The 11,818-nt window shown below is 73.2% G+C and carries 10 protein-coding genes; 8 read left to right on the top strand and 2 right to left on the bottom strand.

The window, feature by feature from the left end; translation table 11 throughout:
- The first annotated feature begins 50 nt into the window (after positions 1-50).
- Complete coding sequence (locus ACGFZL_RS21015) at positions 51-1,376, top strand: nitrate/nitrite transporter (protein ID WP_393693672.1); 1,326 nt, start codon at positions 51-53, stop codon at positions 1,374-1,376.
- 88 nt (positions 1,377-1,464) lie between these two features.
- Positions 1,465-2,640 carry a uroporphyrinogen-III synthase gene (locus ACGFZL_RS21010; RefSeq protein WP_393693670.1) on the top strand — a complete coding sequence of 392 codons (1,176 nt, stop codon included), beginning with the start codon at positions 1,465-1,467 and terminating at the stop codon, positions 2,638-2,640.
- Positions 2,641-2,790: 150 nt separating this feature from the next.
- On the opposite strand, the gene ACGFZL_RS21005 is transcribed toward ACGFZL_RS21010, so the two are convergent.
- Positions 2,791-3,249, bottom strand: a complete 459-nt coding sequence (locus ACGFZL_RS21005) for a DUF1772 domain-containing protein (RefSeq protein WP_393693668.1) — start codon at positions 3,247-3,249, stop codon at positions 2,791-2,793.
- Positions 3,250-3,413: 164 nt separating this feature from the next.
- Between ACGFZL_RS21005 and ACGFZL_RS21000 the strand changes: the two genes are divergently transcribed.
- From ACGFZL_RS21000 to ACGFZL_RS20975, 6 genes are all read left to right on the top strand, one after another.
- On the top strand, positions 3,414-4,007 hold the full coding sequence (locus ACGFZL_RS21000) for a CGNR zinc finger domain-containing protein (protein WP_393693666.1): 594 nt from the start codon (positions 3,414-3,416) through the stop codon (positions 4,005-4,007).
- A 199-nt stretch (positions 4,008-4,206) separates the two neighbouring features.
- Positions 4,207-4,728 (top strand): sigma-70 family RNA polymerase sigma factor, encoded by a 522-nt coding sequence (locus tag ACGFZL_RS20995; protein WP_355165302.1) that lies wholly within the window; start codon positions 4,207-4,209, stop codon positions 4,726-4,728.
- Between the two features lie 59 nt (positions 4,729-4,787).
- Entirely contained in the window at positions 4,788-5,558 is a 771-nt protein-coding gene (locus ACGFZL_RS20990) for an anti-sigma factor family protein (protein WP_393693664.1), read from the top strand.
- A gap of 88 nt (positions 5,559-5,646) precedes the next feature.
- Positions 5,647-7,932: a HelD family protein gene (locus tag ACGFZL_RS20985; protein ID WP_393693662.1), complete on the top strand. Its 2,286-nt coding sequence runs from the start codon at positions 5,647-5,649 to the stop codon at positions 7,930-7,932.
- Positions 7,933-8,229: 297 nt separating this feature from the next.
- Entirely contained in the window at positions 8,230-9,651 is a 1,422-nt protein-coding gene (locus ACGFZL_RS20980; protein ID WP_393693660.1) for an NAD-dependent malic enzyme, read from the top strand.
- Between the two features lie 277 nt (positions 9,652-9,928).
- Positions 9,929-10,210 carry an HU family DNA-binding protein gene (locus tag ACGFZL_RS20975; protein WP_355165310.1) on the top strand — a complete coding sequence of 94 codons (282 nt, stop codon included), beginning with the start codon at positions 9,929-9,931 and terminating at the stop codon, positions 10,208-10,210.
- Between the two features lie 93 nt (positions 10,211-10,303).
- Here ACGFZL_RS20975 and murA read toward each other — a convergent pair whose 3' ends face one another.
- Positions 10,304-11,650, bottom strand: a complete 1,347-nt coding sequence (gene murA / locus ACGFZL_RS20970; protein WP_355165312.1) for a UDP-N-acetylglucosamine 1-carboxyvinyltransferase — start codon at positions 11,648-11,650, stop codon at positions 10,304-10,306.
- Positions 11,651-11,818 lie beyond the last annotated feature (168 nt).

The following is an 11,818-nucleotide window of genomic DNA, read 5'->3' as shown; positions in this document are numbered from 1 at the left end:
CTAGCTTCGGCGGCTCAGCCACTCGCAGCGCGGAGCACCGTGGAGGCGTCATGACAGGCAACGGCCGTCGCTGGATCCGGCACTGGGATCCGGAGGACGAGACCTTCTGGAGGGAGACGGGGGAGCGGGTCGCCCGGCGGAACCTGCTCTTCTCCGTGCTGAGCGAGCACATCGGGTTCTCGGTCTGGACGATGTGGTCGGTCCTCGTGCTCTTCATGGGCCCGGAGTACGGGCTGACCCCCGCCGACAAGTTCCTGCTGACGTCCCTGGTGACGCTGGTCGGCGCGGTGGCCCGGGTGCCGTACACCTTCGCGGTGGCGCTCTTCGGCGGGCGGAACTGGACGGTCGTCTCCGCCGGGCTGCTGCTCGTCCCGACCGCCGCCGCCCTCGCGGTCATGGAACCCGGCACGTCCTTCCGGACCTTTCTCCTGGTCGGCCTGCTGGCCGGCATCGGCGGCGGCAACTTCGCCTCCTCCATGACCAACATCAACGCCTTCTTCCCGCTGCGTCGGAAGGGCTGGGCGCTCGGCCTCAACGCGGGCGGCGGGAACATCGGCGTGCCGGTCGTGCAGCTCGCCGCGCTCGCGGTGATCGGCGCGGGCGGCGGGCCGCGGGTGCTGCTCGGCATCTACCTCCCGCTGATCGTCGTGGCGGCGGCGCTGGCCTGGGTCTTCATGGACAACCTCGCCGACGTGCGGGGCGACACCGGCGCGGCCCGGGACGCCGCCCGCGACCCGCACACCTGGATCATGTCCGTGCTGTACATCGGCACCTTCGGCTCGTTCATCGGCTACAGCTTCGCCTTCGGGCAGGTGCTCACCACGCAGTTCGGGCGCACCCCGCTCCAGGCCGCGTACCTCACGTTCATCGGCCCGCTGCTCGGCTCCCTGGTCCGGCCGGTGGGCGGGCGGCTCGCCGACCGGTACGGCGGGGCACGGATCACCCTGTGGACCTTCGTCGCGATGGGCGCCGCCACGGGCGCGCTGATCGCCGCCGGCATGGCGGGCTCGCTGAGCCCCTTCGTCGCCGTGTTCGTGGTGCTGTTCCTGCTCAGCGGGGTCGGCAACGGCTCGGCGTTCAAGATGGTCCCCGGCATCTTCCAGCGCAAGGCCCTCGCCCGGGGCCTGGTGGGCGAGGCGGCCGTCGCCCACGGGCGCCGGCTCTCCGGGGCCTCCATGGGGCTGATCGGCGCGGTGGGCGCGCTCGGCGGCGTCGGCATCAACCTCGCCTTCCGGCAGTCCTTCCTCACCGTCGGCTCCGGCACCGGCGCCTTCGTGGCCTTCCTCGCCTACTACGGCCTCTGCTCCGCGGTGACCTGGGCGGTATACCTTCGCCGTCCGGCCGCCGCCCCGTCAGCGGTGCCGGTGCTGACGTAACACTCGGGACACGCGACGGAACGAGCCTGTTCACGCGGGATTGACAGGCTCGTCCGGAGCCGGGAGCCGACCGACCGGGACGAGAGTGATGGACGACGACCTGCCCGACCACGTGCCCGCACCCCTGCCCGCACCCCCTTGCGGGCCCCTCGCCGGATTCACCGTCGGCGTCACCGCCGCGCGCCGCGCCGACGAACTGGGCGCCCTCCTCGAGCGGCGCGGCGCCGCGGTGCTGCACGCCCCCGCGCTGCGGATCGTGCCGCTCGCCGACGACGCCAAACTGCTGGCCGCGACCGAGCAGCTCATCGGGCGGGCGCCGGACGTCGTGGTGGCCACGACCGCCATCGGCTTCCGCGGCTGGGTGGAGGCCGCCGAGGGGTGGGGCCTCGGCGGCGCGCTCCTGGAGCGGCTGGGCTCGGTGGAGCTGCTGGCCCGCGGCCCCAAGGTCAAGGGCGCGGTGCGGGCCGCCGGGCTGACCGAGCGGTGGTCGCCGGCCTCGGAGTCGATGGCGGAGGTCCTCGACCGGCTCCTGGAGGAGGGCGTCGAGGGGCGCCGGATCGCCGTCCAGCTGCACGGGGAGCCGCTGCCGGGGTTCGTGGAGGCGCTGCGGGCGGCGGGCGCGGAGGTGGTGGGGGTGCCGGTGTACCGGTGGCTGCCGCCGCGGGACATCGGGCCGGTGGACCGGCTGCTCGACGCGGCCGTGGCGCGGGGCGTGGACGCGGTGACGTTCACCAGCGCGCCGGCGGCGGCGTCGCTGCTCGCGCGGGCGGAGGAGCGGGGGGTGCTGGGGGAGTTGCTGGGTGCGTTCGGGCACGGGCTGGTGGCGGCGTGCGTCGGGCCCGTGACGGCGGTGCCGTTGCAGGCGTACGGGGTGGAGACGGTGCAGCCGGTGCGGTTCCGGCTCGGGCCGCTCGTGCAGGTGCTCTGCCAGGAGCTGCCCGGGCGGGCGCGGCGATTGCCTGTCGCCGGGCGGCTGTTGGAGATACGCGGGCACGCGGTGCTGGTCGACGGGGAGTTGCGGGCGGTGCCGCCGGCGGGGATGGCGTTGCTGCGGGCGCTGGCGCGGCGGCCGGGGTGGGTGGTGTCGCGGGGGGAGCTGCTGCGGGCGCTGCCGGGGGCGGGGCGGGACGAGCACGCGGTGGAGACGGCGATGGCTCGGCTGCGGGTCTCTCTCGGGGCGGCGAAGCTGGTGCAGACGGTGGTGAAGCGGGGGTACCGGTTGGCGTTGGACGCGGCTACGGATGCGAAGTACGGGGGCGGTTAGGGGCACTGGGGGAGGCACGACTGCCGGTAGCGGCGGCTGTGCGGCAGACGTGACGGCAACCCCCTGGGGGCGCGGGGCTGTGACATTTGCGGCTCCGCCGCGGGGCGCGACCAGCCACGACGCGGCCGGACCCGACAGACGGTCCGCAGCTCAGCCGGCACGGCTGCCCGCGGCCAGGCAGCCCATGGCGATCGTGCACAGGGCCGCCCTCACTCCGTTCCACAGGACCCACGTGTCCTCGAAGTGGGCCCGCAGGGACGCCGGATCGCCCGGCTCGGCCAGGGCGTCGTTCAACGGGACGTTGATCGCCGAAGTGATGACGAAGGCCGCCGCATACGCCGCCGCACCGATCCAGACCCACCAGCGGCCCGGCCGGTGCCGTGCCTGCCAGGACGCCCAGCCCGCCAGCAGCAGCGCGCCCACGAACACCGGAAGGAACACCGGGTTCTGGATGACGTCGTTGACGTCGCGCATCACGTCGACGTACACCCGGTCGTCGCTGCGCGACAGCGCCGGCATCACCGCGCAGGCGAAGGCGTAGAAGGTGCCGGCCATCAGGCCGGTGGCGACCGTGGCCGCGACGAGTACTCCCCGTTTGGTCGTTGTCATGCCCTCCAGTCAAGGCCCGCGAGGCGCCCGGCGACATGGCCCGGACACCCAGCCGCATACGCGTGCGTCCATCCCCGGGGCGGTGGGAGGGGTTCCGGGCGCGGGAGCGGGCAGGCACTGTAGGGAGAGGGTGCGTTCGGGCGACCGCAGGTGGTGACAGGGACATGGCATTCGGAACGGACACCGGCCCCTACGACCTGCGCTTCCATACCGGAAGGGTCTGCCTCGACCTCCTCGCCACCACCCACCCCGCCGAACGACTGGACCGCGTACCGGCGTTGCGGGCCTGGATCGCCGGCAGCGGACTCGTCCCGCCCGGCACGCCGCTCGCCCACGTCGACCTCGGCTGGCTCACCGCCTTCCGCGAACTGCGCGGCCACACCGCCAGGTTGGTCCGCGTCCACCCGCCGGCGTCCCCCGCCGCCGCCCGCGACCTCGCCCTGGCCCGCGTCAACGACCTCGCCCGCACCGCGCCTCCGGCCCCGCGCGCGGTGCCCGGCGAGAACGGGGCGCTGGTACGGGAGTTGACCGCCCCGCCCGAGTGCCCCGCGCTGCTCGGCGCCGTCGCCCGGGACGCGGTGGACCTGCTCACCGACCCCGCCGCCCGCGCGGCCCTGCGGCAGTGCGAGGGCGACAACTGCCCGATCCTGTACCTGGACACCTCCCGCGGGCAACGCCGGCGCTGGTGCTCCAGCGAGATCTGCGGCAACCGGGAGCGCGTGGCCCGGCACCGCCGTCGCGCCGCCCTGGCCCGCTGACGGGGCGTCCGGCAGCCGGCCGCGCCCAGGAGGCGGTAGCCCCGCCGCGCCCAGGTGGCGGTAGCCCGTTGAACACCCCGGCCCCCGCGTCCGTAGGGATGGGCGAGCGACCGACTGGGGGAACCCCCGGACATCGGAGGTGGGCGTGCGCAAGGATTCCGTCGTGGCCGGTGAACGCGGTGCGAGGGCCCGACATCGCATGTCCTCGGCCCCGGAGCCCGACGAGGACCTGATGCGCGCCCTGTACCGGGAGCACGCCGGTCCGCTGCTCGCGTACGTGCTGCGCCTGGTCGCGGGGGACCGCCAGCGCGCCGAGGACGTCGTCCAGGAGACGCTCATCCGGGCCTGGAAGAACGCCGGTCAGCTCAACCGGGCGACCGGATCGGTACGCCCCTGGCTGGTGACGGTCGCCCGGCGCATCGTCATCGACGGCCACCGCAGCCGGCAGGCCCGGCCGCAGGAGGTCGATCCGTCGCCGCTGGAGGTCATCCCCGCGGAGGACGAGATCGACAAGGCGCTGTGGCTCATGACGCTGTCGGACGCGCTCCAGGACCTGACCCCGGCGCACCGGGAGGTACTCGTGGAGACCTACTTCAAGGGGCGTACCGTCAACGAGGCGGCCCAGACCCTGGGCATACCCAGCGGCACCGTGCGCTCCCGGGTGTTCTACGCCCTGCGTTCGATGAAGCTGGCACTGGAGGAGCGGGGGGTGACGGCGTGACGGGCGGATACGGGGGTTCGCAGGAATTCGGGGCCGGTGACACGGGTAACCCTGCCCACATGCCGAACGAGCACGAGACCGTCGGCGCGTACGCCCTCGGCATCCTGGACGACGCCGAGGCGACCGCCTTCGAGGCCCACCTGGCCGGCTGCCAGTGGTGTGCCCGGCAACTGGACGAACTGGCCGGCATGGAGCCGATGCTGGCCGCCCTCGCCGACCTGCCGCCGGGCGGCACGGGCATCCCCGCCGGCGCCGAGTCGCTGACCGCGCGGCCGAGCCCCCGGCTTGCGGAGCGCCTGGTGGACGAGGTCGCCGAGCGCCGGGCCGCCAAGCGGCGCCGCAACCTCTACCTGGTCGGCACGGCCGCCGCGCTGATCATCGGCGGCCCGTTCGCGGCGGTGGCGACGACCGGCGCGGGCGGTGGCGGCGACGGTGACGGCGGCCGGCGGACGCAGGCCCGGGAGACGACCTCGCCCGCCGCCTCCGACTTCGCCGCCATGCCCGACCGGGTCACCGCCACCGACCCGGCGACGAGGGTCAGCGCGACCGTCGCCCTGGAGCAGCGGGCCTGGGGCACGCAGACGGTCCTGGAGCTGAAGAACGTCAAGGGCCCGGAGAAGTGCTCCCTGATCGCCGTCGGCAAGAACGGCGAGCGCGAGACGGTCACCTCCTGGTCGGTCCCCGACCGGGGCTACGGCATCCCCGAGGCCACCGACAAGGCCAAGGAGCCCCTGTACGTCCACGGCGGCGCCGCCTTCACCCCGAACGAGATCGACCACTTCGAGGTGACCACCTTCGGCGGCAAGCGGTTGGTGGAGGTGGATGCCTAGAGGCGCCCTCACAGGGAGTGCCCCGTGGCACTCGGGTACCCCCGTGGCGTACGGTTGACGGCTGCCCAGCACGTCAGAAGGGGGCCCGGTGGCCGCACAGGCGCAACAGGATTCGGCGGTCGACTCGGTACGGGACCGGGAGATCGGTGTGGAGCAGGCACACCTGGACCGGGTGTACCGGCGGCTCGAGGAGAAGATCCACGAGGCGGAGTTCCTCATGGCCGACGCCGCCAAGCGCGGCCAGGTCGGCACGCCGGGGGCGCTGGCCGAGCGGGACGCGCAGGTCTTCCGGGCCGGCATCCACCTGAACCGCCTGAACAGCGAGTTCGAGGACTTCCTCTTCGGGCGCATCGACCTGCTGACCGGCAAGGACGGCAAGAAGGGCCCCGACGGCGCCTACACGGCCGTGGAGCCCGCCGACGGCGCCGTCAGGCCCGACGGCACCGCCGACATCGCCGAGACCCTGCACATCGGCCGCATCGGCGTCCTGGACACGGACTACGCCCCGCTGGTCATCGACTGGCGGGCGCCGGCCGCGGCCCCGTTCTACCGCTCCACCCCCGTCGACCCCGGCCGGGTCGTGCGCCGCCGCGTCATCCGCTCCCGGGGCCGGCGCGTCCTGGGCGTCGAGGACGACCTGATGCGCCCCGAGATCCGGGCCAGCCTGGACGGCGAGGCGCTGCCCGTCATCGGCGACGGCGCCCTGATGGCCGCCCTGGGCCAGGCCCGTACGCACTCCATGCGGGACATCGTGGCCTCCATCCAGGCCGAGCAGGACCTGGTCATCCGCGCCCCCGCCGCCTCCGTGACCTACGTCGAGGGCGGCCCCGGCACCGGCAAGACCGCCGTCGCCCTGCACCGCGCCGCCTACCTGCTCTACCAGGACCGGCGCCGCTATGCGGGCGGCATCCTCATCGTCTCCCCGACCCCGCTGCTCGTGGCGTACACCGAGGGCGTGCTGCCCTCGCTCGGCGAGGAGGGCCAGGTCGCCATCCGCGCGGTCGGCTCGCTGGTCGACGGCGCCGAGGCGACGGCCTACGACTCCCCGGCGACCGCCCGCGCCAAGGGCTCCTCGCGGATGCTGAGGGTGCTGCGCCGGGCCGCCCGCGGGGCCCTTGAGCCGGAGGGCTCCCCGACCCTGCTGCGCGTCGTGGCCTTCGGGCGCCGCCTGGAGCTGGCGGCCGAGCAGCTGGCCGGCATCAGACGGACCGTCCTCGGCGGCACCGCCCCCGTCAACCTGCTGCGCCCCCGCGCCCGCCGCCTCCTCCTGGACGCCCTCTGGGAGCAGTCCGGCGCCGGCTCCCGGCACAGCGACCCGGAGCTGGCCGCCGAGCTGCGCTCCTCCTTCGACGAGGACGTCACCTCCGAGGACTCCTTCCTCGCCTTCCTGGACGCCTGGTGGCCCGAGCTGACCCCCAGGGGCGTGCTCGTCGCGATGGCCGACGAGAAGCGCCTGGGCCGCTGGGCCCGCCGCATCCTCAACCCCGGCGAGGTCCGCAAGGTGGCCCGCTCCCTGCGCCGGGACGCCTACTCCGTGCACGACATCGCCCTGCTCGACGAGCTGCAGGCCGTCCTCGGCGCCCCGGCCCGCCCCCGCAGGCGCCGCGAGCTGGACCCGTTGGACCAGCTCACCGGCCTGGAGGAGCTGATGCCGCAGCGCGAGGAGACCCAGCGCGAGCGCGCCGAGCGCCTCGCCCAGGAGCGCACGGAGTACGCGCACGTGATCGTGGACGAGGCGCAGGACCTCACGCCGATGCAGTGGCGGATGGTCGGCCGCCGCGGCCGGCACGCCACCTGGACGGTCGTCGGCGACCCGGCCCAGTCCTCCTGGTCCGACCCGGAGGAGGCCGCCGCCGCCCGCGACGAGGCCCTCGGCACCCGTCCGCGCCGCCGCTTCGAGCTGACCGTGAACTACCGCAACCCGGCCGAGATCGCCGAGCTGGCGGCCAAGGTGCTGGCCCTCGCCATGCCGGGCGCCGACGCGCCGCGGGCGGTCCGCTCCACCGGCGTACGGCCCCGGTTCGCCGCGGTCGGGAACTCCCTCGCGGAGACGGTGCGCGCGGAGGCCGCCCGGCTCCTGGAGCAGGTCGACGGCACGGTGGGCGTGGTCGTGGCGATGAACCGGCGCGAGGAGGCCCGCCGCTGGCTGGCCGGCCTGGGGGAGCGCGTGGTGGCGCTGGGCAGCCTGGAGGCCAAGGGCCTGGAGTACGACGCCACGGTGGTGGTCTCGCCGGCCGAGGTCGCGGACGAGTCGCCGGCCGGGCTGCGCGTGCTGTACGTGGCCCTGACCCGGGCGACCCAGCAGCTCACGGTGGTCTCGGGCGAGCGGGACGAGCCGGACGCGGACGGGGTGCCGGACCTGCTGCGCGATTGAGAGAAGTAGGTGGCACCGACCCGCCATGCTCGCCTCGCGGCAAGTGGTCGCTCTAGGCGACGAAGGTTGGGCCCGGGGGCTTGGATCGGGCCGGTGCCATGTCCAAGGTAACAAACGATCCCCGTAAGACAATTCCCCTCACACGGGTTTCTCGCCTCTTCCGTCGCTGCGGTACTTCTCGTATGGTGGAAGTCGTTTTCCGCTCTCGATGCCGTTCCCGGTTACCACGTACCCGGTGGTAGGTGCGACGATCGGACGGCACCACCAGCGACACCGTGAAAGCAGAGGAAGTCGGCCATGGCAACGGCGCCCAGCGTCTCCTACTCGATGACCATCCGGTTGGAGGTGCCCGCGAGCGGAACGGCCGTCTCGCAGCTCACCACCGCCGTCGAGTCCTCCGGAGGCTCGGTCACCGGCCTCGACGTCACGGCTTCCGGCCACGACAAGCTCCGCATCGACGTCACCATCGCGGCCGGCTCCACCTCGCACGCCGACGAGATCGTGGCCCAACTGCGCACCATCGAGGGCGTCAACCTGGGGAAGGTCTCCGACCGTACGTTCCTCATGCACCTCGGTGGCAAGATCGAGATGGCGTCCAAGCACCCCATCCGCAACCGCGACGACCTCTCCATGGTCTACACCCCCGGCGTCGCCCGGGTCTGCATGGCCATCGCGGAGAACCCCGAGGACGCCCGGCGCCTGACCATCAAGCGCAACTCCGTCGCGGTCGTCACCGACGGCTCCGCGGTGCTCGGCCTCGGCAACATCGGGCCCAAGGCCGCGCTGCCGGTCATGGAGGGCAAGGCGGCCCTGTTCAAGCGGTTCGCCGGCATCGACGCCTGGCCGATCTGCCTGGACACCCAGGACACCGACGCGATCGTGGAGATCGTCAAGGCCATCGCCCCGGGCTTCGCCGGCATCAACCTGGAGGACATCTCCGCGCCGCGCTGCTTCGAGATCGAGGCGCGGCTGCGCGAGGCCCTGGACATCCCGGTCTTCCACGACGACCAGCACGGCACCGCCATCGTCGTGCTCGCCGCGCTGACCAACGCGCTGCGCGTGGTCGACAAGAACATCGAGAACGTGCGCGTGGTCATGTCCGGCGCCGGCGCGGCCGGCACGGCCATCCTGAAGCTGCTGCTCGCCGCGGGCGTGAAGAACGCCGTGGTGGCCGACATCCACGGCGTCGTGCACGCCGGGCGCGCCGACCTGGTCGACGCGGCGCCCGAGTCGGCGCTGCGCTGGATCGCCGACAACACCAACCCCGAGGGGCTGACCGGCACGCTGAAGGAGGCCGTGCACGGCGCGGACGTCTTCATCGGCGTCTCCGCCCCGAACGTCCTGGACGGCGAGGACGTGTCCGCCATGGCGGACGGCGCGATCGTCTTCGCGCTGGCCAACCCGGACCCCGAGGTCGACCCGGCCGTGGCCCGCCTGACGGCGGCCGTGGTGGCCACAGGCCGCTCGGACTTCCCGAACCAGATCAACAACGTGCTGGTCTTCCCGGGTGTCTTCCGCGGCCTCCTGGACGCCCAGTCCCGCACGGTCAACACCGAGATGATGCTGGCCGCCGCGCAGGCGCTGGCGGACGTGGTGTCCGAGGACGAGCTGAACCCCAACTACATCGTGCCGAGCGTCTTCAACGACAAGGTCGCCGGCGCGGTCGCGGGCGCCGTGCGCGAGGCGGCGAAGGCCGCCGGCGTGGTCGCGGGCGCCTAGCGAGGAACGTACGGCGGCTGCCGCCGTGGCTGTGAGGATGGCCACGGCGGGCCGCCGGACCGGCGCGTCGCGGAACGGCGGGCCGCCGACCGCCCTCTAAGGTGGCGCCAGGCTCAGACCCTCCGGATCGGGGGACTCCCCAAGGGTGGTCTCCACGACGTGTGGGGGTGCCGGATTGGCTTTACCGCCGCAGGTGGAGGCAGGATGCCTCCCTGGGCGCGATGCGGCTCCGCCGCGTGGCACGCCTCAACGGCAAGAAGAACACGGGAGTAAGAACATGAACCGCAGTGAGCTGGTGGCCGCCCTGGCCGACCGCGCCGAGGTGACCCGCAAGGACGCCGACGCCGTGCTGGCCGCGTTCGCCGAGGTCGTCGGCGACGTCGTCTCCAAGGGCGACGAGAAGATCACCGTCCCCGGCTTCCTGAACTTCGAGCGCACCCACCGTGCCGCTCGCACCGCCCGCAACCCGCAGACCGGTGAGCCGATCCAGATTCCGGCCGGCTACAGCGTCAAGGTCTCCGCGGGCTCCAAGCTCAAGGAAGCCGCCAAGGGCAAGTGACCCTGCCGTAGGCAGCGCCTGCTGCCGTGGGCAGCGACACCAAGGGGCGACCACCCGTCGAGGGTGGCCGCCCCTTCGCCGTACGCGCGCCGGCTAGCCGAGCGCCTTGCCCGGCAGCTCGACCTTCGCCCCCAGTTCCACGAGCTTCTCCATGAAGTTCTCGTAGCCCCGGTTGATCAGGTCGATGCCGTGGACGCGGGACGTGCCCTGGGCGGCGAGGGCCGCGATCAGGTAGGAGAAGCCGCCGCGGAGGTCGGGGATGACCAGGTCGGCGCCCTCCAGCTTGGTGGGTCCGGAGACGACCGCCGAGTGGAGGAAGTTGCGCTGGCCGAAGCGGCAGTCGGAGCCGCCCAGGCACTCGCGGTAGAGCTGGATGTGCGCGCCCATCTGGTTCAGCGCGGAGGTGAAGCCGAGCCGGGACTCGTAGACCGTCTCGTGGATGATCGACAGGCCGGTGGCCTGCGTGAGCGCCACCACCAGCGGCTGCTGCCAGTCGGTCTGGAAGCCGGGGTGGACGTCCGTCTCCAGGGCGATGGACTTCAGCTGCCCGCCCGGGTGCCAGAAGCGGATGCCCTCGTCCTCGATCTGGAAGGCGCCGCCCACCTTCCGGTAGGTGTTGAGGAACGTCATCATCGAGCGCTGCTGCGCCCCGCGCACGTAGACGTCGCCCTCGGTCGCCAGTGCCGCCGACGCCCAGGAGGCGGCCTCCAGGCGGTCCGAGAGGGCGCGGTGGGTGTAGCCGCCCAGCTCGTCCACACCGGTGATGCGGATCGTCCGGTCGGTGTCCATCGCGATGATCGCGCCCATCTTCTGCAGCACGCAGATGAGGTCCTCGATCTCCGGCTCGACGGCCGCGTTGGACAGCTCGGTGACGCCCTCGGCCAGCACGGCCGTCAGCAGCACCTGCTCGGTCGCGCCGACGGACGGGTACGGCAGGTTGATCTTCGTGCCGCGCAGCCGCTGCGGGGCCTCCAGGTACTGCCCGTCCGCCCGCTTCTCGATCTTCGCGCCGAACTGCCGCAGCACGTCGAAGTGGAAGTCGATGGGCCGGCCGCCGATGTCGCAGCCGCCCAGACCGGGGATGAAGGCGTGCCCGAGGCGGTGGAGCAGCGGGCCGCAGAAGAGGATCGGGATGCGCGACGAGCCCGCGTGGGCGTCGATGTCGGCGACGTTCGCGCTCTCCACGCGGGTCGGGTCGAGCACCAGCTCACCGGGCTCCTCGCCCGGCCGTACGGAGACCCCGTGCAGCTGGAGCAGGCCGCGTACGACGCGCACGTCCCGGATGTCCGGCACATTGCGCAGCCGGCTCGGCGCGCTGCCGAGCAGGGCCGCGACCATGGCCTTCGGCACGAGGTTCTTCGCACCGCGGACCCGGATCTCGCCCTCCAGCGGGGTGCCGCCGTGGACGAGCAGTACGTCATCAGTGCCGTTGACGGTCATGGATCTCGCGTTCCGTTGGGGTTGGGCGGGGGGTCAGAAGGGAAAGGGTAATCGCCTTCTACCCCCGTTCTGTAAGCCCGCGCAGGGTCGGGGACCGTCATAGGTGTGTCACAACACGGTCCGTCCGCCGCCGGGCACGTGCGGTCACGCACCGGGGGGTTGCCTCCC

Origin of the sequence: Streptomyces sp. NPDC048182, from assembly GCF_043202555.1 — a bacterium.
Lineage (GTDB): Bacteria > Actinomycetota > Actinomycetes > Streptomycetales > Streptomycetaceae > Streptomyces.
The sequence above is the reverse complement of the archived record's forward strand: the minus strand, read 5'-3'. Positions and strand labels throughout refer to the sequence as shown.

Excerpts from the sequence above, each read along its gene's own strand:
- ACGFZL_RS21015 (WP_393693672.1), top strand. The coding sequence starts at position 51 with ATGACAGGCAACGGCCGTCGCTGGATCCGGCACTGGGATCCGGAGGAC.
- ACGFZL_RS21010 (WP_393693670.1), top strand. The coding sequence starts at position 1,465 with ATGGACGACGACCTGCCCGACCACGTGCCCGCACCCCTGCCCGCACCC.
- ACGFZL_RS21005 (WP_393693668.1), bottom strand. The coding sequence starts at position 3,249 with ATGACAACGACCAAACGGGGAGTACTCGTCGCGGCCACGGTCGCCACC.
- ACGFZL_RS21000 (WP_393693666.1), top strand. The coding sequence starts at position 3,414 with ATGGCATTCGGAACGGACACCGGCCCCTACGACCTGCGCTTCCATACC.
- ACGFZL_RS20995 (WP_355165302.1), top strand. The coding sequence starts at position 4,207 with ATGTCCTCGGCCCCGGAGCCCGACGAGGACCTGATGCGCGCCCTGTAC.
- ACGFZL_RS20990 (WP_393693664.1), top strand. The coding sequence starts at position 4,788 with ATGCCGAACGAGCACGAGACCGTCGGCGCGTACGCCCTCGGCATCCTG.
- ACGFZL_RS20980 (WP_393693660.1), top strand. The coding sequence starts at position 8,230 with ATGGCAACGGCGCCCAGCGTCTCCTACTCGATGACCATCCGGTTGGAG.
- ACGFZL_RS20975 (WP_355165310.1), top strand. The coding sequence starts at position 9,929 with ATGAACCGCAGTGAGCTGGTGGCCGCCCTGGCCGACCGCGCCGAGGTG.
- murA (WP_355165312.1), bottom strand. The coding sequence starts at position 11,650 with ATGACCGTCAACGGCACTGATGACGTACTGCTCGTCCACGGCGGCACC.